We start from the raw sequence: 18,705 nt of genomic DNA on the forward strand, positions 1-18,705 counted from the left end.
GGTTTAGCGCTCCTCTTGAGCAGTAGACGACGCGGAGGTGTCCTCCGCCTGGGTTGCAGCAACTGGGGCGGCGCCGGCAGCAACCGGCTCCTGACGGTTGGACTCAGCTCCCATGGAGGAATCCACGGACTCGGAGTTTGGATCCCAATCGTTGTTCACGTTGGAGGCATCCACTGGGTTCATGCGGGAGCGGATGACGATAAGTCCGGCCATGGCCAGCAGCAAGACAAAGTCAACGATGGCGCCAGTTGCCACGTTAGTAAAGGAGGAAACACCGTGTGCCAACCACCACGTAGCAAAGCCAACAAACGCAGCGCAGGGCAGGGTGATAAGCCACGCGGAAACCATACGCATCGCAACACCCCAGCGAACCTCGGCACCGCGACGGCCCAGGCCGGTACCCAAGATGGAACCGGTGGACACGTGAGTGGTGGACAGCGCCATACCACCGGTGGCGGAGGTCAAAATGATTGCCGCGGAGGTAGCTTCAGCAGCCATACCCTGCGGGGACTCAATCTCCACCAGTCCCTTACCCAGGGTGCGGATAACTCGCCAGCCACCGGACATGGTGCCGGCTGCGATTGCTACGGCACAGCAGACGATGACCCAGGTGGGGATGCGGGAGTCAGCAACCGCATGCCCGGAGGCAACCAGCGCTAGGAAGATAACGCCCATGGTCTTCTGCGCATCGCCAGCACCGTGTGCCAGCGACACCAAGCAAGCGGTGACAATCTGGCCATGGCGGAAGTGCTCATTCTTAGCCTTATTCGGAATGGTGTTGGTAACCCAGTAGACAAGGAAGGTGGCACACGCGGAAACTAGCGCCGCAATAATCGGCGAGGCAACGGCCGGGATAACGATCTTGCCAGCGATGGAGGACCACTCAACGCCGGACGTACCCATCGCCGCGAAAGCAGCGCCGATAAGGCCACCGAACAGCGCGTGGGAGGAACTCGACGGCATACCCAGCAACCAAGTGAAAAGGTTCCAAATAATGCCGCCGATAAGACCGGTAAAAACCACCATCAGCAGTGCTTGGCTGTCAGTGTCTGCTGCGGCGCCGGACAAGTCATAGGAATCGAGGTTAACAATGCCTTTCGCTACGGTCGCAGCAACATTGACCGAAAGGAAGGCACCAACCAGGTTAAGGACTGCGGAGATTGCCACCGCAGTAAATGGCTTCAAAGCACCGGTGGCAATGGACGTAGCCATCGCGTTGGCAGTGTCATGAAATCCGTTCGTAAAGTCAAAGGCAAGGGCGGTAACCACCACAATGCCGAGGATGATCAGAGTCGCTGTCACAGCGTTGGCCCCTTGGAAAGAAAAAGATGAACACGGTACGTATCTACGGCGCCTTCACGCGTCGCGGACGAAATGCAGAATACTCCAGCCCCGGACCATAGACAATTGCTTTTCTTTAACGTTTTCTTTGGTTAACCTTTAGTTAACCTACCGCAGCATAGAACCGTGCCTTTTGGGGTTTCCACCGGCTTAGAAATGCCCTGCTTAGAATACTTATATTCTTTTACCCCCACCGCTTAGCTTGAGTGATAAAAAACCACTAAGGGAGGCATGTCGCAGTTGAATCGACATACCTCCCGTTTCGGGGTGCTTTAACTTCCCTTAGCGGAAGCTAGAGAACTTCTTTACTACCCAGCGGCTGAGGACAAGCAAGATGCCGCCCAACACGATAGATACAACGCCAAGGGAGATAAAGAAGGTATTCTCCGCGCCTGCATCATCTGGGTTGTAGAAACTAGCCAAAGAGCCAGCCAGGGATGTGCCCATTGCCACTGCCATCATCCATACCGCCATCATGCGGGATGGGAATGCCTCTGGCGCCACCTTGGTAGCCAGGGCATTGCCCACCGGCGAAAGGAGGAGCTCCGCCATGGTGAAAAGGAAGAGAATGAAAATGATGACATACATCGGGGTGGAGTTCGCTTCCGCACCCGAGAAAGGAAGGAAGAAGAACAAGGAAATGCCGATGACGATATTGGCAGCGCCAAACTTTACCGGGGTGGACCACTGCCTATCCCCTAGCTTCGTCCACATCGTTGCAAAGACCGCGGAGAAAATAACAATGAAGATTGGATTAATGGACTGGACGAGCGATGGAGGGATTTCCCAACCAAACATGTGACGGTCCAAGCGCACATCCGAATAAATCGTCATCACGGTGAACTGCTGCTGGAAGATGCCGAAGAACAAAACACCGGAAATGAACATCGGGATAAAGCCCAGCAGGCGGTTCTTTTCTTCGCGAGTCACCAACTTCGAGGTATACATCTGAACCCACAGATAAACTGCAGCCAGAAGTGCCACCGCGGTAACAATATTAGAAAGCCAATCAACCTGAATGGCGCCGGTTGCCAGTGCCACTACCATGACCACAATGATGGCCACTACCGCCAACACGCCCATAAGCAATTGCTTGGGGCTCACCGGGTTTGGAACCTCATGCCCCGCGTCTTTAATGGTGGTCTTGCGCATGAGCGAATACTGAATCAGGCCGAGCGCCATGCCAATTGCTGCGATGCCAAAACCCCAGTGGAAACCCTGCCAGCCCCACAGGGCGGTGGTAAGCAGCGGACCAACGAGTGCGCCAATATTGACGCCCATATAGAAGATGGAGAAGCCACCATCGCGGCGCGGGTCATCGCGACTATACATGGAACCAAGCACAACCTGTGCGGTGGTCTTAACACCGCCGGAGCCGATGGCGATAAGAACGAGGCCAATGGCCAAACCAGTTATTGCGGGAATAAACGCCAAAGCAATGTGACCAAGCATCACCATGCTGGCCGAGTAAAACAGTGTGCGTTCTGCACCCAAGACTCGGTCAGCAACAAGAGAAGCCAACAAGCAGGCCATGTAGACCAAGCCGCCGTAGGCACCCACAATAGACGTCGCGTCCGCCCGGTCCAGGCCAAGGCCACCATCGGTAGTGGCGTAATACATGTACAGCAAGACAAGGGCTTGCATGCCATAGAAGCTAAAGCGCTCCCACATTTCCACGCCAAAAAGGTTGGCCAAACCCCAAGGGTGCCCAAAAAATGTACGTTCGCCGCTCTGCGGCGTGGGCGCAGCGGCCTGAGCCGCCGCGTCGGATGTGTGTTTCTCCATAAAAATATATGACCACTTAGAGGTGTAAATCACAAATCGACCATTATGGGTTTAGTGTCGCACGATAGAAATTCACCTAACGACCTGCAGAAATTGTATGAAGAGAGATACCCCATTCGGGTGCAGCGCGAGCCAACAGGACACCCCCTTCCCTGCTTTAAAAGCAGAAAACCCCTGCCATGCAACCGGAGTGCCGGTTGCATGGCAGGGGCCACGTGGAAAGCGTTATTCCAAATTATGCATTGAGCTTGCGGTAATCAAAGACCGTATCGATGATGCCGTATTCAACGGCTTCCTGAGCGGTCAGAATCTTATCGCGATCCGTATCAATGCGGATCTGCTCAGCGGTACGACCGGTGTGCTCAGACAGGGTGGTTTCCATCAGCTTGCGCATGCGCTCAATCTCGGCGGCCTGGATCTCCAAGTCAGAAACCTGGCCTTGGGTACCCTGGGTCGCCGGCTGGTGGATAAGCACGCGGGAGTTTGGCAGCGCTGCGCGCTTGCCCGGCGCCCCCGCAGCTAGGAGCACTGCTGCTGCGGAAGCAGCCTGGCCCAAGCACACGGTCTGAACGTCAGGACGCACGTAGCGCATAGTGTCATAAATAGCCATCAGCGCGGTAAAGGAACCACCCGGCGAGTTGATGTACATGGTGATGTCACGGTCCGGGTCTTGGCTTTCCAGGACTAGCAACTGCGCCATGATGTCATTGGCGGAAGTATCATCCACCTGGGTCCCCAGGAAGATGATGCGCTCTTCAAAAAGCTTGGAGTATGGGTTGGTTTCCTTAGTGCCCTGTGCGGACTGCTCAATGAAGGACGGCAGAACGTAGCGGGAACTTGGCATCTGGGACTGATTCATAGTGATTTTCTCCTTATTCCCTAGTTGCTCAACGGGCCGTTGACGGATTCAATGACATGGTCAACAATGCCGTATTCCTTGGCCTGCTGTGCGGTCATCCAACGGTCGCGATCGGAGTCTTTGGTGATCTGCTCAAAAGTCTGGCCGGTGTGCTCTGCAATGAGCTCGGCCATCTCGCGCTTAGTCTGAGCGAACTGCTCAGCCTGGATGGCGATATCCGCAGCGGTACCACCGACACCAGCGGAAGGCTGGTGCATCATAATGCGAGCGTGCGGCAGCGCGTAGCGCTTACCCTTGGTACCGCCGGAAAGCAGGAACTGGCCCATGGAAGCTGCCAAGCCCATACCGTAAGTGGCGATATCGCACGGCGAGTACTTCATGGTGTCATAAATAGCCATGCCCGCAGTGACAGAGCCACCCGGGGAGTTGATGTAGAGCGAAATGTCGCGAGTGGGGTCCTCGGCGGACAGCAGGAGGATCTGGGCGCACAGCTTGTTCGCAATCTCATCATCGACCTGGGTTCCCAGGAAGATAATGCGCTCGCGCAACAGGCGCTCGTACACGCTATCGCTCAGATTCATACCCGTAGACGACGAGTTCATTGAAATCTTCTCAGACATTAGTGGTTCTCCTTCAAGTGAAGAATGCTTTAACTGGCCCCACCTTACCGGCATTCCTCTCAAACTTGGCCTCTGTTCGCTATGAGCGTTGGGCCACAGCGCCAAAGGCGCACACGGAAGCTGGGTTAACATTTACTCATGTCTGTTTCCGAGCTGTCCACCAGTACCCAGAACTATTTGAAAGCTATCTGGGGGCTAAAGGAATGGTCATCCGAGCCCGTTACCGCCACGCTTATAGCGAAACAGCTGGGACTCAAGCTCTCCTCGGTTTCCGATGCAGTGCGCAAAATGGCGAAGCAAGGGCTCGTGTCACACACGCCCTATGGCTCTGTGGAGTTAACCGAACTTGGCAGGCAGTACGCATTGGTCATGGTGCGCCGTCACCGATTGCTTGAGTCTTTTTTGGTTCAAGCATTGGGCTACACCTGGGACGAAGTCCATAATGAAGCCGAAGATCTCGAACACGCGGTGTCTGACATGCTCATAGAACGTGTGGATAAGTTCCTTGATTACCCCACTAGGGATCCGCACGGCGATCCTATCCCTACGGTTGATGGACAGATCACCATCCCCAGTGCGCATCGCCTCACCGACAGCGGTGCACAATCGCAGGTGACCGTGGAACGCATTTCTGATTCCGACCCACAACTGCTGAAGTTCCTTGAAGAGCGCGGCATTGTCACTGGGGCTGTTCTTAGCACGCGCGAGGGAGCGCCCTTTTCAGATTCTCTCGAAATACAGGTGGCCGGCGGCACTCAGTGGGTAGTACTTGGACGCCCAGCTACCGACGCAGTGTTTGTAGCACACCACAACCTTTAGACATTCCCCTTTGCATTAATCCTGCTCTCACCTGCCCTTTTCAAAACTACGTTAGACCGTAGTTGCAACTACGGCATTGCGTAGTTAGTCTTTTCGAATATCACCTACCCCACTTATGGCTAAGGCCAGGATGAGCAGGATTGCCATGTCAGACTCACCAGATTTGGTGTACTTTTCCAGCGTTTCAGAGAACACGAAAAGATTCGTCGAACGCTTAGATAGACCCGCGGTGCGCATTCCACTGCGCCCCAAGAAAACCGGGATGATCCAGGTTTCACACCCGTACGTACTCATCGTTCCCACCTACGGCGGCGGCTCGCTCAAACGCGCAGTCCCCAAACAGGTCATCGACTTCCTCAATGACCCAATCAACCGCTCCTTTATCCGGGGCGTTATTACCTCAGGGAATACCAACTTCGGAAGTGCTTACTGCGTCGCCGGACGCATCATTTCCGCCAAGTGCCACGTACCGGAGCTGTATCACTTCGAGCTTCTCGGCACCCAGAAGGACATCGCCGCCGTAAAGCAGGGCCTTCAGAAGTTTTGGGAGCAGCAAAAGCAGCTAACGATGACACCCCATTAATCCCCCACAAGATGAAGAACACATCCGCATCACACAGATTGGAAAACACAATGTGGCCTCTTGATGCCACCCCCACACAGACTATTGGCGCTACGCCCCGCACCGCTTCAGCAGACAATGCCGGCGGTGTCGGCAAGCGCAAGAGCTACCACGCACTCAACGCGCAGCTGAACTTGTTCGACGCTTCTGGAAAAATCCAGTTTGACAAGGACATTCAGGCAGCACAAGACTATGTCACGCACCATGTCGCTCCCCGCATGCATCAGTTCGATTCCACCAAGCAACGCTTGGAATGGTTGGTTGATAACGAGTACTACGAGCGGGATTTCCTTGAGCTTTATGATGACGCCTTTCTGTGCGCCATGTACGACAGAGCACATCGAGTTAAGCATCAGTTCCGCACCTTCCTCGGCGCATTTAAGTTCTTCACTTCATATGCACTGAAAACCTTTGATGGCTCCCGATTCCTAGAAGGCTACGAAGAACGCGTCGCCACCACAGCTTTATACCTTGCACAGGGCGACGAAGAGCTCGCAGAAAAGCTGGTGGATGACATCATGACCGGACGCTTCCAGCCCGCCACCCCTACTTTTCTCAACGCAGGCAAAGCCCAGCGCGGCGAAATGGTCTCCTGCTTCCTCCTGCGAATCGAAGACAATTTGGAGAGCATTGGCCGCTGCGTGAACTCTGCACTGCAACTATCAAAGCGCGGTGGTGGAGTGGCCCTGTTGCTGAGCAATCTGCGCGAATCCGGAGCCCCGATCAAAAAGATTGAGAACCAGGCTTCCGGCGTAGTCCCAGTCATGAAGATTCTCGAAGATAGCTTCAGCTATGCCAACCAATTGGGCTCCCGGCAGGGCGCTGGAGCCGTCTACCTGCATGCGCACCATCCAGATATTCTTCGCTTCCTGGATACCAAGCGGGAAAATGCCGATGAGAAAGTCCGCATCAAGACTCTTTCGCTGGGGGTTGTTATTCCAGATATAACCTTCCGTCTGGCCAAAGAGAACAAGGATATGCATCTTTTTAGCCCGTATGACATCGCTCGCGAGTACGGCGTAGCCATGTCTGACATGTCCATCACCGAGTACTACGACGAGCTGGTTGCCAATCCGCGAATCTCTCACACGACCATTAAGGCCCGCGAGTTTTTCACCACGCTGGCTGAGCTTCAGTTTGAATCCGGATACCCCTACATCCTCTTTGAGGATACGGTCAACCGCGCTAATCCCCTCAAAGGACATATCAATATGTCCAACCTGTGTAGCGAAATCCTCCAGGTCAACACGCCATCGACCTACGGAGCTTCGGGTGACTACACCACCGTTGGCCAGGATATTTCCTGCAATCTAGGTTCGCTCAACATTGCGAAGGCTTTTGAATCGCCGGACTTCGGGGAGACCGTCGAAACCGCAGTGCGTGCCCTCACGAAGGTTTCAGACCTGACGAATATCGAAGCTGTTCCCTCCATCGCTCACGGAAATGCTTCCATGCATGCCATTGGACTGGGCCAAATGAATCTCCACGGCTTCCTTGCTTCACAGCGTATTCCTTATGGCTGCGCCGCGGCACTGGACTTTACAAATATCTATTTCCTCACGGTGACCTACCATGCGCTCCGCGCATCCCATGCACTCGCGGTTGAAAAAGGTCAACGATTCACAGGCTTCGAAGAATCCACCTATGCCACTGGCGCCTACTTTGACAAATACATCGACCAAGACTGGGCGCCAGCCACTGAACACGTAAAACAGCTCTTCCACGAAGCAGGCGTGCAGATCCCTCAACGCGAGGATTGGCTACGGCTCAAGAATCAAGTGATGCAAGACGGCATCTACAACGCCTACTTGCAGGCAGTTCCACCCACTGGATCAATTTCCTACATCAATGACTCCACCGCGTCCATCCACCCAATTGCCTCCAAAATTGAAATACGCAAGGAAGGCCGATTGGGGCGCGTGTACTACCCCGCGCCGGAAATGACCAACGACAACCTGGAGTATTTCGATGACTCCTACGCCGTGGGATACGAAAAAATCATCGACACCTACGCCATGGCCACCCAACACGTGGACCAAGGGCTTTCCCTGACCTTGTTCTTTACCGCTGATACCACCACGCGGGACATCAACAAGGCACAAATCTATGCCTGGAAAGCCGGAATCAAGACCCTCTACTACATCCGTTTACGCCAATCCGCGCTCCAAGGAACCGAGGTCGAAGGCTGCGTCTCCTGTGCTTTGTAGGAGCACGGTCCTCCCCCTTGTCCACAACCATTCACTCAGAAAGAAAGAAGCTATGTCGTCAACATCGAATAGTGCTGAACTAACCAGCATTTCAGTTACTCCGCCGAGCTACCGGCATGATCCTTCAGCCCGCATCCGCGCCATCAATTGGAACCGGGTGAGCGATGACAAGGATCTTGAAGTGTGGAACCGTCTAACCGCCAACTTTTGGTTGCCAGAGAAGGTCCCGCTTTCTAATGATCTCCCGGCGTGGCAGAAGATGACACCCGAGGAACGCAACCTCACCATGCGGGTGTTCACAGGACTCACCACCCTGGATACTGTCCAGGCCACCGTGGGTGAAATCTGTCAGATTCAAGATGCCCGCACCGAACACGAGGAGGCCGTGTATACCAACATCGCCTTCATGCAGTCAGTCCATGCCCGTTCATACTCTTCAGTGTTTTCTACCCTGAGCAGTACAAAGGAAATTGATGAAGCATACCGCTGGGCGGTGAATAACGACCTTCTCCAGGCACGCGCCAAGAAAGTTCTCGCGCACTATTTTGGGCCGGATCCACTCAAACGCAAGGTGTCATCGACGTTGCTTTCCTCGCTGCTTCTCTACGCGGGTTTCTATCTTCCCTTGCACTTTTCTGTCCACGCCACCCTGACAAATACGGCAGACATGATCCGCCTCATTCTGCGTGACAAGGCAGTGCACGGCTACTACTCGGGTTACAAATATCAGCGCGGTCTGGAATCCACGACCCCGCTACGGCAGAAGGAGATGCATGATTTCACCATTTCTTTGCTCGAAGAGCTTTATGCACTAGAGCTGGACTATTCCGGCGAGCTATATGAGCCTTTGGGACTCATGGATGATGTAGCCGTGTTCGTTCGCTATAACGCCAATAAGGCACTCATGAATTTGGGCTACCCGGATTATTTCCCGCCCGAAGAAACGGAAGTGAACCCAGAAATCCTCGCGGCCCTAGCCCCCGGAGCAGATGAGAACCATGACTTCTTCTCCGGATCTGGTTCCTCCTATGTCATTGGTACTGCTGAAGAAACGAGTGATGATGACTGGGATTTCTAAACCTTTTCCGCGACCGGACCAAGGAAGCTGGCTTGAGACCATCGCGCTGTTTGAAGCCATCCGCGAAGGAAACCAACCCGCAGCCATGCGGCTGTTGAATACATCCGCCGCACGAGAGGCCGTCCTCGGGGGGCTTCTAGGACTCATCGAACTGTACTTCCGCCATGAAGAAGGAGACAAAGTAGATGGCTTCCTCACCGCCGCCCACGCTGCCGGCCCACCACCGGCCTTTGGCTGCAAGCCTTTTCTCCCTTGACCACGTCTCCCTACACCCAACTAAGAAAGAAGGTTTACCATGACCACCCCACGTATCAGCGTTATCGTCGGCAGCCTGCGCCGAGAGTCATTTGCACGCAAGATTGCACACGAGGTGCTCACGATGATCCCTGAAGGCTACGAGGCAAACATCGTGGAAATCCGTGACTTGCCGCTCTATGACTTCGACTACGATGACCCCGCCGTCACGGACAAGCCCACTCCGGCTGAGTACACCACCTTTCGCGAGACCATCAAGAACTCGAGCGGGATCCTCTTCATTACGCCAGAGAACAACCGCACTATCCCTGCCTGCCTCAAAAACGCAGTGGACATCGGCTCTAAACCCAACTCAGATGTGGCGTGGAAGAACCTTCCCGCAGGTATCATTAGCCACTCTGTAGGCCGCATGGGCGGCTACAGTTCACAGAAGAACCTTCGCCTCGCTCTGTCCTACTTCGACATGCCGCTCCCTGGTCAGCCCGAAGTATTTCTGGGCCAATCCCCCACCCTTTTCGAAGAGTCCGGACATCTCAATCAACGTACCGCAGACTTTGTCAAGGATTACGTTATGCGCTTCCTGCAGTTGACCGACGAGGCCTTTAGAGCCAAGAACGGCTAGCGGTATCCCCAGCCAACACACATCACGCCCTCTTCGAAGTACTCAAAGACTCCTAGAGGGCGTTCACAATGACACAAACCCCGGATTCAGGCTCATCCTTGAGTTACCTGAATCCGGGGTTTCATGCGCGCTCGCCACCACACATGTGGCAGCAGCGCGTTACAAGCGGGAGATTACTTCTCCTCGGAAGCTTCTGCAGCGTCCTCTTCTTCGATTTCACCGAAGTACTGGTCAACGTCAACCTTATTGCCCTCTTCATCCTTGACGGTGGTGCGGCAGATAGCGGCAGCCAGTGCCTTGCCACGGCGCACGTCAGAGAAGAGGTTTGCGATCTGGCCGTTGGACTGCAGCTGCTGGATGAACTGGTTCGGGTCCATGCCGTAGGACTGAGCGGTGAACAGGATGTGGTCGGTCAGCTCCTGCTGGGAAACTTCCGGCTCTTCCTTCTCTGCTACAGCGTCAAGGAACAGCTGGGTGCGCACGGACTCTTCTGCCTGCTCGCGAGTCTGCTTATCAAACTCCTCGCGGGAGGTGCCCTGTGCCTCAAGCAGCTGAGCCAGTGCCTTCTCATCGTGAGCCAGCTGGCCCAGGATCTGGTGCAGCTGGGAGTGAGCCTGCTCGTCCACTACGGACTGCGGCAGTTCGAATTCAACCTCGGACAGTGCGGACTTCAGAACCTCATCGCGGATCTGTGCAGCCTGCTCAGCCTTCTTGGTCTCCTCCACCTGGGTCTTGGTGGATTCACGCAGCTCGTCCATGGTGTCGAACTCAGAAGCCATCTGAGCAAACTCATCGTCCATAGCCGGCAGCTTGCGCTCCTTGGACTGCTGGACATGGACCTTGATGGTGGCCTCTTCGTCCTTGTGCTCACCGGACTGGATGGTGGAGGTGAACTCGTTATCCTCACCGGTCTTCATGCCGCGCAGGGCAGTGTCCAGACCCTTGATGAGGTCATCATCGCCGATACGGTAAGACAGACCCTCGGTGGAAGCGTCTTCGATCTTCTCGCCGTCAATTTCAGCGGTAATGTCGATGATGGCGTAGTCGCCGGTCTTCATCTTGCGCTTGGTGTCCTTGAGCTCACCAAAGCGCTCTGCCAGCTCCTCTAGAGCCTTGTCGACGTCATCCTCGTCAGCCTTCAGGGCTGGGACGGTAACGGAGATGTTGGAGAAGTCCGGAATCTCGAACTCAGGACGGATATCAACCTCTGCGGTGAACTCCACGAAGTCCTTGTCCTCGATCTTGGAAATGTCAACGTCCGGCTGGCCGATCACCTTCAGATCGTTTTCCTTGACTGCCTGCTCGTAACGGGAAGGCAGCATGTCATTGACAACCTGCTCCAGGATGGGGCCGCGGCCGAAGCGAGCGTCAATAAGCTGGCGCGGTGCCTTGCCCTTACGGAAACCTGGAATAGAAACCTGCTGCGCGATTGCCGCGTAAGCTTGATCGATTTCCTGGTCCAGCTCCGCAAACGGAACGTTGACGGTGAGCTTAACGCGGGTATCGCTCAGCTTGTCTACGGTGGTCTTCACGAGTGAATCTCCCTGGCTTCATTGTTTTACGTACATAAACTTAAAGGGGGTCCGGAAATCCTTATTAGGGCATTTCCAGACCCCCATACGTCGGGGCGACAGGATTTGAACCTGCGACCCCCTGCTCCCAAAGCAGGTGCGCTACCAAACTGCGCCACGCCCCGTATGTAGGCCACCAAGTTGCCTTGGCTGCGTTGCATACCTGAGACAGTGTACCGTGTCCGTTTTAAATCTCCTAAACGGACCCCCACTTAACGGAATCAGCGCAGCACAGAGGCCGATTTTGACAGTGCTTCAGCTAGAAATCGAAATCAAACATTCCATCAAAGAAGCCGTCACCGTCGCCGTCAGTTAGACCATCGAAGAAACCGCCGCCATCATCGCCGCCACCAACGTCGCCAGCATCACCGGCGTCACCACCCAAGTCGCCAGCATCACCCATACCATCGGGACCGCCCCAATCGCCGCTTTCTGCAGCGGCCGCAGAGTAGCCAATGCCTGACATGCCAGAGAATAGGGCATTAAACATCATGGAGTAGCCCACCATCCACACGCCGGTTTGCAGCGCATCGGCCCACCATGGACGGGAGTACCAACCTGCCGGAACCGGACGCCCTGCCACGATTCCACCTGGGTAGTAGTTGGGAGTATTCGCAGAAGCATATGGTGAGGCCGTAATCTCCTGGCCATTCGCTTCGACCGTACGCTCTTCCGTCACCTTGCCAGCCGCACGCTGCCCCTCCAGCGGCGGGAGCTCTGGGCCTGGGTTCATGCCCATAATTTCGCGCGCGGCATTCACATAATGCATGCCTTCCAGGGCCGACTCGCGCGCCAAATTCGCCTGCTTGGCGGTAGTAGCACGCGAAATCGCCGCGTTAGCTGCAGTAAATCGCTCAGAAGCATCAGCCATCGCTTGCTTGGAGGCAGAATCTGTGCCAGAAATCTGCATTACTTGGCCACCTAGCCGTTCAATCCACCGGCGAGCATCAGCCTGTGCATCGGCCAATTGCTGTGCCTCACGTTCTTCCCGACGTTTGTGAGAGCTACGGGAGGAAATAAACCAGGCGCCTCCACCAATTGCCAGCGCAACGAGCAAAATTCCCACTATGATCATCGCTTTCTATAGATAGGTCCGTTCCTCTTATAACAACGGCTCAGGCGCCAGCCTAGTTCCCTATTTTCTTTTTTGGCCGCGGTTGCGCTAAAGTATGGCCCAGCGTTGAGATAGCGCGCTGTGGGAATGTCGTATAGTGGCTAATACCTCAGCCTTCCAAGCTGAAGACGCGGGTTCGATTCCCGTCATTCCCTCCAGTTTTCGCCCACCTCTAGGTGGGCGATTTTTCGTTTTCCACCCATCATCATTGGATGTTCGGCTTAAGGGACATTTCGTGTGGATTTGCGGCGTGTCGCGTTAAGGGACATTTCGTGTGGATTTAGGCGCGTCCGGCCCAGCCTTTTCTTATGCCTAAGCTGGGGTTCCATTCGCTGTCGATGTGGGTGTCGTATGTGGCTGGTCGCCCGTCTGGGTGGCCGTGTCGTTTAAGTTCTTCTTTCGCCCAGGCTGCGCGTGCGGCTTTTTCTCCTTGGCGTCCGAAGTCTTGTTGCTTGGCTATATCCAGTGGCGGTACAGGGTCTTCGGTGTGGGTGAAAAGCCACCAGTCCATGGTGATGCGCTGATGCTCATCGAACATGCCACGATGATTGCCTGCTAAGTCTTTAAGTTGTTTGTTGATGCCGCCTTCCAGCAGGTTCGTGGTGGCTTTTAAGTCTTGGGTGACACCATCAGGCGGGGTAAGAAAGACAAATAGTTGTTTTGCGTGGATGAGTTTTTCTAACCGTTTGAGGGCCCTGCGGGCGTTGCGGTGGGTGTACCACCATTTCTGGTTAGGGCTGACCCATTTGGGTACTTGGCCTGGCGGTATGGTGCTGCGATAGGTTCGCTCTTTAAGCCAATCAGCAAAGGTGATGCGAGTGTGGTGGACTGCAGTGGTAAACCGTGCAGCATCGTCGGGACTGTGTACCGTAACGAGCATGTAGCCCAGTTTCCGGATTGCTTTATGTGCTGGATGAATCGGATTGCGACTGATGTCGGCGAAGGTGTTGCGCTGGACGTGAACAAGACACCGCTGAATGGTCACATCGGGCCATTTAGCCCGTAGTGCTTTTAAGGCTCCACCTGCCCCGTCGGTGGTGACAACGAGTGGTTGCGCGATTTTGTCGAGCAGTTTCAGGTACTCATACGAGCTTTCGCGCAAGCACCAATGCCAGGCGATGACGTGTGTTTGGGTGCAGGCTACAAGCAGGCATTTCTTGTGAAAGTAGGTGCCGTCGATAAAGACTTGGTCATACACGCGATGCGGATCTGTTGCTGTTGGCACGGTGATAAACCACAGCAGTGTGAACCACCGGGTTAAAGTGCGCCGTGTTACCCCGAGACGTGTGGTGAGATGGTCTGCGGATTCGCCGGACAGGATCCAGTCGATAAAGATGTTAAAGTGCCGAATCTCGCTGGTGTGCGCGCGAGTATTAATCGACGATGCTTGGCACTGCGGGCACAGCCAGCGTTGGGTTCCTGCAGCTGTCTTGCCGTTCTTAACCAGTCCGTGGCCGCACATGTCACACGACGGCCGGTTCCTATTAGCCATAGAAACTGGCTTTACCGCATCAGTAGCAGCTTTCTTACCACAGACCTAGGACTGCCTGGTGTTAATTTCACCGATCAGGCTGTTGGAACCAAATCAAAAACAAGATCGCGGCATCGCCCAAGGCTGCCCCAGGAATCCGCATCGGGTTATCCACACGAAATGTCCCTTAAGCCGGATGTTCACGGTATACGGCGAGCACATGCGAAGAAGTGTAGGGTGGCGCGCATGACTTCAACCAATAAGTATTCTGAGTTTATTCGCAGCCGCCATTCGCCCCGAGCGTTCCTGCCAGAACCCATGCCGGTAGAAGACATCAAGCAGGTTTTGCTGGATGCTCAATCCGCACCGTCCAACTCCAATACTCAACCGTGGGACGTGCATTTGGTGGGTGGAGAAAAGCTCAAGGAACTAAGCGCCGCGCTTATTAAGGAATTCGACACCAACGGGCTCAGCCCAGACTTCACCACCGATTATGGTGAGGGTATCCATCCCAAGCGCTCCCAAGAGCTAGCCGCCAAAATGTACGGCCTCCTGGGCATTGAGCGCGAGGACAAAGCAGGTCGCGTGGAATTCGTCCGCGAAAACTTACGCTTCTTTGGCGCACCCCATGCGGTACTTCTCTTTATCCCGCCGATGGGTGACCGCATTCGCGCCGCCTTTGACCAAGGAACCTATACCGAAAACTTCCTGCTTTCTTTGGAAGCACACGGCTACCACGGCATCCCACAAGGGATGATTTCCTTGATTGCGCCAACCGCGCGTGAATTCCTCGGTGTAGACGAGGACTACAAGCTGGTCACCGCCATTACCTTTGGTAAAGCTGATGAATCCAGCCCGGTCTTTAAAACGAATCCAGGCCGCGCGCCACTTTCGGAAACCGTGACAGTTCACGGCATCGATGGCCTCGACCTCGATTAGCCCCCGCCCCATCAGGAAGCTACTTTCAACGATTTCGTCCATCTAAAACACCGCAACCGTCGACGAGACAGGCGATCTGTGGGGACGAAATCGTTGAATCGCCTCGGCAAGCGTCCGCTCAGCAATGTCACTGAGCAAAGTTCACCGAAGGGAGCGTCGGCAAGCCTAGAATTATGGCTATGGATATCACTCTTGCCACCTTTGACCATGCACCTGAGACTGCACTGCGGGGCGTGCGCTTCAACAACACGTGGGTACCGTCGGAAACGTACGCTGACTCCCGCCGCGGCACGCTGACCGGGCAATATCCGCAGCGCCAAGCCACCACGCGTATTAGCGAGGTTTTCGCGGGCGTGGGTTATGAGGTGCGCGAGGATACGCAGCCGGCCGGTAGCGATGTCTTTCGCTTGCTAGAGCAGCCCAGCCTGGAAGAACTCAACGAAGTCAATGGCGTCATCGCCGTCTGCTCGCTACTAGGTGGAAATTCGCCTATGTCCGTGTTGTGGCCGGGTGTAGCCGAAAGCGGGGAGAATAATGAGTTGGTCTCCCCTATTGACTTAGCGCCTACGCTCGCTGCCATTGCCGGCCTCGACGTACGCCCTAATGCACAACTGTCCTTTGATGGATTGAACTTGGTACCGGTGCTGCGGCACGGCGCCTCGGGGCACGCAGCGTTGTTCTTTGACAATGGAGTGCGCATGATTGATGCCTCGCTTATCGACGGCACCGCTACCCCGCCCCATGAGCGTGCCCGCCTGCAGGATGAGTGGGAGACGTGGAATAAATTCATCACTCTCGGCCCGCTGCAATAGATAGGTAGTCTGGGGCGCATGAGCGTACCTAACATCACCCTTAATGACGGCAATACCATCCCGCAGCTGGGCTTTGGCGTGTTCCAGATGGATCCGGAGCAGACCGAAGATCTGGTAGCTGAGGCCCTGCGCGTGGGTTATCGCCATATTGATACCGCCGCTATCTACGGCAATGAGGAAGGCGTAGGACGGGCTATTGCCAAGTCTGGCATTCCCCGCGAGGAGCTTTTTATCACCACCAAGCTGTGGAATGACCGCCAGACCGATGCTGCTGCAGCGCTCGATGAGTCCTTGGAAAAGCTCGGCTTGGAGTATGTGGATCTTTACCTCATCCACTGGCCTACACCGGCAAAGGGCACCTATGTTGAGGCTTGGCAGCAACTCATTGATCTGCAGAAGCAGGGCAAGACAAAGTCCATCGGCGTCTCCAATTTCGAGCTGGAGCACCTGGAACAGCTGGAGCTCAAGACCGATATAAAGCCAGCGGTCAACCAAGTCGAGCTTCATCCTTATCTGCAGCGCTGGAGGGAACTGGACGCCTTCCGCGCCCACACCGTGGCTATCGAGGCATGGGGCCCGCTGGGGCAGGGAAAGAGCGATATCTTGGATGCCCCCGAGGTCACCGACGCCGCTGCAGCGCACGATGTCAGCCCAGCGCAAGTCATCATTCGTTGGCACCTACAAAATGGCGTCATCCTCTTCCCCAAGTCTGCGACGCCCTCGCGCATTGCGGAAAACTTTGATGTCTTCGGCTTTGAACTAACCGAGGAGGAGATGGCTGCCATCACCGCCTTGGACGAAGGCGAAGAGGGACGCGGCGGCCCGCACCCGAATGACATGAATGATGCCTAAGGCTTAGCGCCTTGGCTATGCCTGGCCGAAACACAAAGAAACGCCGCGGAACCACCTTTGTTCCGCGGCGTTAATTTTCTCAAGGCTTAGGCCTCGGGCAGCTCTGGGGCGATACCGGTGCGCTCGTACTGCGCCAAGATGTCGATGCGGCGCTGGTGGCGCTCCGCACGGGACCATTCTTGATCCAGGAAGGCATCGACGATTTCCAGTGCCTGCTGCTCGGTGTGCATGCGGCCACCAATGCCGATGAGCTGGGCATTGTTGTGCTCGCGGGCAAGGCGGGCGGTCTCGGCGGACCACGCTAGTGCACAGCGGGCTCCCTTGACCTTATTGGCGGCAATCTGCTCGCCATTGCCGGAGCCGCCAAGCACAATGCCCAAGGAACCCGGATCATTGACGGTGCGTTGTGCCGCTTCGATGCAAAATGCCGGGTAATCATCCTCAGCATCGTAGGTGTGGGCGCCGCAGTCAATGACTTCGTGGCCCTGTTTAGTGAGGTGTTCAGCGATCAGGTTCTTGGTTTCAAAACCTGCGTGGTCTGCTCCTAGATATACGCGCATGGCCCTTATCCTACCGGCCCGGCGTGCGTTGAGAAGGCTTAGCGCCCGCCCTGTTTCGCATTACAAATTCCTGATAGGCTCGCGGACAAGCATTTTCGCGATAAGAGAGGAAAGCCATGCCTATAACCAAACCGGTCCTCACGCTATACGGCGGGCTCCTTCTAGCCTGCCTCATTATGCTCGGCGTTCAGGTTTCCGGAGGCGGAGGCTTCCTCCTGCCGCTTATCGCCAGCACCCTCGCAACGTTGGCGCACGTGGGCTTAGGCGTGTGGTGGATTGCGCAGAAGGTGCGCGGAAATCCGCGGGCCAACGGGAGCGCTATTGCGGCCGGCATTATCGCGCTTCTTGCCGGCGCCTCATGGGCTTCCTGGGTACTTGTTGCGTGGGAAGACTTTCGAGCCGGCATGGCGCTGCCCGCTATCAATATCGCGGGCCTTCCGGCATTCATCTTGACCCCGCTGACCATCGCGCTGTGCGTCGGCGCCGCAATTCAACTGCGCCGACGGGAAAAGAGCGCTTAGTTCTCCTCTACCTGCGGCATCTCGGTGCGGGAGCGCTTGAGCTCGAAGAAATAGGGGTACTGGGCAAGGCGCAAGGAGGCGTCGAAAAGCTCGCCCGCTTCTTCACCGGTAGGGATGCGGGTAATGACTGGGCCGAAAAACGCGGTATCACCCAGCTTGATAACCGGGGTGCCGACCTCATCACCCACGGAAGAGATGCCATTGTGGTGGTACTCGCGCAGCTTCTCGTCATAGTCTTCGGTATTGGCTACCTCGGCGAACTCGGCCGGAAGTTCCACCTCAGCTAAAGCCTGTGCGATGATGTCATCATAAGCGCCAAATCGGGTGCGCCCGCCGTTGCCCTTGGCGTGAACCAGGGTGCCCATCGCGGTGTACAGCTCGTCTACCTTCTCCGGACGCTCGGCCTTTACCTTGGCAAAGACGCGGGCTGGGCCCCAGTTAGCCTTCATCATGTCCATGTAAGTGGGGTCTAGATCGCGGCCATCGTTCAGCACGGACAGGGACATCGGCTCGAACTCGACCTCAATATCGCGTACCTTTTCTACTTCCTTGATCCACCGCGAGGTGGCCCAAGCGAAGGGACAAGATACGTCGAACCAGAACTTTACTGCGTCAGCCATGATTGCTCCTTTGATTGATAAAAGTTTGCCCCACCAG

Annotated in this window: 19 protein-coding genes and 2 tRNA genes; 11 read left to right on the forward strand and 10 right to left on the reverse strand. The window is 55.5% G+C overall.

Annotated elements, in window-relative coordinates:
• Positions 1–3: 3 nt before the first annotated feature.
• From ACLI1L_RS10100 to ACLI1L_RS10115, 4 genes are all read right to left on the reverse strand, one after another.
• The gene (locus ACLI1L_RS10100) at positions 4–1,302 is read right to left on the reverse strand and encodes an inorganic phosphate transporter (protein ID WP_023020921.1); all 1,299 of its coding nucleotides are present in this window, start codon (positions 1,300–1,302) and stop codon (positions 4–6) included.
• Positions 1,303–1,623: 321 nt separating this feature from the next.
• Positions 1,624–3,126 (reverse strand): peptide MFS transporter, encoded by a 1,503-nt coding sequence (locus ACLI1L_RS10105; protein WP_200288730.1) that lies wholly within the window; start codon positions 3,124–3,126, stop codon positions 1,624–1,626.
• 235 nt (positions 3,127–3,361) lie between these two features.
• On the reverse strand, positions 3,362–3,985 hold the full coding sequence (locus ACLI1L_RS10110; RefSeq protein ID WP_005324052.1) for an ATP-dependent Clp protease proteolytic subunit: 624 nt from the start codon (positions 3,983–3,985) through the stop codon (positions 3,362–3,364).
• Positions 3,986–4,005: 20 nt separating this feature from the next.
• On the reverse strand, positions 4,006–4,605 hold the full coding sequence (locus ACLI1L_RS10115; RefSeq protein ID WP_049361647.1) for an ATP-dependent Clp protease proteolytic subunit: 600 nt from the start codon (positions 4,603–4,605) through the stop codon (positions 4,006–4,008).
• 138 nt (positions 4,606–4,743) lie between these two features.
• Between ACLI1L_RS10115 and ACLI1L_RS10120 the strand changes: the two genes are divergently transcribed.
• The 6 genes from ACLI1L_RS10120 (at position 4,744) to ACLI1L_RS10145 (ending at position 10,208) form a co-directional block, all read left to right on the forward strand.
• Positions 4,744–5,424, forward strand: a complete 681-nt coding sequence (locus ACLI1L_RS10120; RefSeq protein ID WP_308767234.1) for a metal-dependent transcriptional regulator — start codon at positions 4,744–4,746, stop codon at positions 5,422–5,424.
• A gap of 115 nt (positions 5,425–5,539) precedes the next feature.
• Positions 5,540–6,007: a class Ib ribonucleoside-diphosphate reductase assembly flavoprotein NrdI gene (nrdI, locus tag ACLI1L_RS10125; RefSeq protein ID WP_005324049.1), complete on the forward strand. Its 468-nt coding sequence runs from the start codon at positions 5,540–5,542 to the stop codon at positions 6,005–6,007.
• A 50-nt stretch (positions 6,008–6,057) separates the two neighbouring features.
• Positions 6,058–8,253, forward strand: a complete 2,196-nt coding sequence (gene nrdE, locus ACLI1L_RS10130) for a class 1b ribonucleoside-diphosphate reductase subunit alpha (RefSeq protein ID WP_086588263.1) — start codon at positions 6,058–6,060, stop codon at positions 8,251–8,253.
• A 52-nt stretch (positions 8,254–8,305) separates the two neighbouring features.
• The gene (gene nrdF / locus ACLI1L_RS10135; RefSeq protein WP_023020918.1) at positions 8,306–9,331 is read left to right on the forward strand and encodes a class 1b ribonucleoside-diphosphate reductase subunit beta; all 1,026 of its coding nucleotides are present in this window, start codon (positions 8,306–8,308) and stop codon (positions 9,329–9,331) included.
• An 85-nt stretch (positions 9,332–9,416) separates the two neighbouring features.
• A complete protein-coding gene (locus ACLI1L_RS10140) occupies positions 9,417–9,587 on the forward strand; it encodes a hypothetical protein (RefSeq protein ID WP_005329175.1) in 171 nt (56 codons plus the stop codon).
• A gap of 39 nt (positions 9,588–9,626) precedes the next feature.
• On the forward strand, positions 9,627–10,208 hold the full coding sequence (locus ACLI1L_RS10145; RefSeq protein WP_005324045.1) for an NADPH-dependent FMN reductase: 582 nt from the start codon (positions 9,627–9,629) through the stop codon (positions 10,206–10,208).
• A 173-nt stretch (positions 10,209–10,381) separates the two neighbouring features.
• Here ACLI1L_RS10145 and tig read toward each other — a convergent pair whose 3' ends face one another.
• The 3 genes from tig to ACLI1L_RS10160 all read right to left on the reverse strand — a co-directional run bounded on the left by tig (position 10,382) and on the right by ACLI1L_RS10160 (position 12,854).
• Entirely contained in the window at positions 10,382–11,740 is a 1,359-nt protein-coding gene (tig, locus tag ACLI1L_RS10150) for a trigger factor (protein ID WP_411707491.1), read from the reverse strand.
• A 90-nt stretch (positions 11,741–11,830) separates the two neighbouring features.
• Positions 11,831–11,904: transfer RNA gene (locus ACLI1L_RS10155), tRNA-Pro, on the reverse strand.
• 134 nt (positions 11,905–12,038) lie between these two features.
• Positions 12,039–12,854 (reverse strand): DUF1542 domain-containing protein, encoded by an 816-nt coding sequence (locus ACLI1L_RS10160; RefSeq protein WP_200288728.1) that lies wholly within the window; start codon positions 12,852–12,854, stop codon positions 12,039–12,041.
• 122 nt (positions 12,855–12,976) lie between these two features.
• On the opposite strand from ACLI1L_RS10160, the gene ACLI1L_RS10165 reads away from it, so the two are divergent.
• Positions 12,977–13,051, forward strand: a tRNA-Gly gene (locus ACLI1L_RS10165).
• Between the two features lie 122 nt (positions 13,052–13,173).
• On the opposite strand, the gene ACLI1L_RS10170 is transcribed toward ACLI1L_RS10165, so the two are convergent.
• The gene (locus ACLI1L_RS10170) at positions 13,174–14,385 is read right to left on the reverse strand and encodes an IS1249 family transposase (RefSeq protein ID WP_411707357.1); all 1,212 of its coding nucleotides are present in this window, start codon (positions 14,383–14,385) and stop codon (positions 13,174–13,176) included.
• A gap of 225 nt (positions 14,386–14,610) precedes the next feature.
• On the opposite strand from ACLI1L_RS10170, the gene ACLI1L_RS10175 reads away from it, so the two are divergent.
• The 3 genes from ACLI1L_RS10175 to ACLI1L_RS10185 all read left to right on the forward strand — a co-directional run bounded on the left by ACLI1L_RS10175 (position 14,611) and on the right by ACLI1L_RS10185 (position 16,967).
• On the forward strand, positions 14,611–15,303 hold the full coding sequence (locus ACLI1L_RS10175) for a nitroreductase family protein (RefSeq protein ID WP_200288727.1): 693 nt from the start codon (positions 14,611–14,613) through the stop codon (positions 15,301–15,303).
• Between the two features lie 179 nt (positions 15,304–15,482).
• The gene (locus tag ACLI1L_RS10180) at positions 15,483–16,115 is read left to right on the forward strand and encodes a hypothetical protein (RefSeq protein ID WP_200288726.1); all 633 of its coding nucleotides are present in this window, start codon (positions 15,483–15,485) and stop codon (positions 16,113–16,115) included.
• An 18-nt stretch (positions 16,116–16,133) separates the two neighbouring features.
• Positions 16,134–16,967 carry an aldo/keto reductase gene (locus ACLI1L_RS10185; RefSeq protein WP_086588476.1) on the forward strand — a complete coding sequence of 278 codons (834 nt, stop codon included), beginning with the start codon at positions 16,134–16,136 and terminating at the stop codon, positions 16,965–16,967.
• An 86-nt stretch (positions 16,968–17,053) separates the two neighbouring features.
• Here ACLI1L_RS10185 and ACLI1L_RS10190 read toward each other — a convergent pair whose 3' ends face one another.
• Positions 17,054–17,527, reverse strand: a complete 474-nt coding sequence (locus ACLI1L_RS10190; RefSeq protein ID WP_023020911.1) for a ribose-5-phosphate isomerase — start codon at positions 17,525–17,527, stop codon at positions 17,054–17,056.
• 116 nt (positions 17,528–17,643) lie between these two features.
• Here ACLI1L_RS10190 and ACLI1L_RS10195 point away from each other — a divergent pair, with 116 nt between their 5' ends.
• Positions 17,644–18,048 (forward strand): MFS transporter, encoded by a 405-nt coding sequence (locus tag ACLI1L_RS10195; protein WP_411707492.1) that lies wholly within the window; start codon positions 17,644–17,646, stop codon positions 18,046–18,048.
• Here the strand turns inward: ACLI1L_RS10195 and ACLI1L_RS10200 are convergent.
• On the reverse strand, positions 18,045–18,668 hold the full coding sequence (locus tag ACLI1L_RS10200) for a disulfide bond formation protein DsbA (protein WP_411707493.1): 624 nt from the start codon (positions 18,666–18,668) through the stop codon (positions 18,045–18,047). The two genes, ACLI1L_RS10195 and ACLI1L_RS10200, sit on opposite strands and share 4 nt — an antisense overlap.
• Between the last annotated feature and the right edge of the window lie 37 nt (positions 18,669–18,705).

Source organism: Corynebacterium sp. LaCa117 (assembly GCF_046717765.1).
GTDB lineage: Bacteria > Actinomycetota > Actinomycetes > Mycobacteriales > Mycobacteriaceae > Corynebacterium > Corynebacterium kefirresidentii.

Bases quoted from the DNA above. Each gene is read 5' to 3' on its own strand.
- ACLI1L_RS10160 (WP_200288728.1), bottom strand. From the start codon at position 12,854: ATGATCATAGTGGGAATTTTGCTCGTTGCGCTGGCAATTGGTGGAGGC.
- ACLI1L_RS10120 (WP_308767234.1), top strand. From the start codon at position 4,744: ATGTCTGTTTCCGAGCTGTCCACCAGTACCCAGAACTATTTGAAAGCT.
- nrdI (WP_005324049.1), top strand. From the start codon at position 5,540: ATGGCTAAGGCCAGGATGAGCAGGATTGCCATGTCAGACTCACCAGAT.
- ACLI1L_RS10140 (WP_005329175.1), top strand. From the start codon at position 9,417: ATGCGGCTGTTGAATACATCCGCCGCACGAGAGGCCGTCCTCGGGGGG.
- ACLI1L_RS10115 (WP_049361647.1), bottom strand. From the start codon at position 4,605: ATGTCTGAGAAGATTTCAATGAACTCGTCGTCTACGGGTATGAATCTG.
- ACLI1L_RS10145 (WP_005324045.1), top strand. From the start codon at position 9,627: ATGACCACCCCACGTATCAGCGTTATCGTCGGCAGCCTGCGCCGAGAG.
- nrdF (WP_023020918.1), top strand. From the start codon at position 8,306: ATGTCGTCAACATCGAATAGTGCTGAACTAACCAGCATTTCAGTTACT.
- ACLI1L_RS10190 (WP_023020911.1), bottom strand. From the start codon at position 17,527: ATGCGCGTATATCTAGGAGCAGACCACGCAGGTTTTGAAACCAAGAAC.
- ACLI1L_RS10105 (WP_200288730.1), bottom strand. From the start codon at position 3,126: ATGGAGAAACACACATCCGACGCGGCGGCTCAGGCCGCTGCGCCCACG.
- nrdE (WP_086588263.1), top strand. From the start codon at position 6,058: ATGTGGCCTCTTGATGCCACCCCCACACAGACTATTGGCGCTACGCCC.
- ACLI1L_RS10200 (WP_411707493.1), bottom strand. From the start codon at position 18,668: ATGGCTGACGCAGTAAAGTTCTGGTTCGACGTATCTTGTCCCTTCGCT.
- ACLI1L_RS10185 (WP_086588476.1), top strand. From the start codon at position 16,134: ATGAGCGTACCTAACATCACCCTTAATGACGGCAATACCATCCCGCAG.
- ACLI1L_RS10180 (WP_200288726.1), top strand. From the start codon at position 15,483: ATGGATATCACTCTTGCCACCTTTGACCATGCACCTGAGACTGCACTG.
- ACLI1L_RS10110 (WP_005324052.1), bottom strand. From the start codon at position 3,985: ATGAATCAGTCCCAGATGCCAAGTTCCCGCTACGTTCTGCCGTCCTTC.
- ACLI1L_RS10175 (WP_200288727.1), top strand. From the start codon at position 14,611: ATGACTTCAACCAATAAGTATTCTGAGTTTATTCGCAGCCGCCATTCG.
- ACLI1L_RS10170 (WP_411707357.1), bottom strand. From the start codon at position 14,385: ATGGCTAATAGGAACCGGCCGTCGTGTGACATGTGCGGCCACGGACTG.
- ACLI1L_RS10195 (WP_411707492.1), top strand. From the start codon at position 17,644: ATGCCTATAACCAAACCGGTCCTCACGCTATACGGCGGGCTCCTTCTA.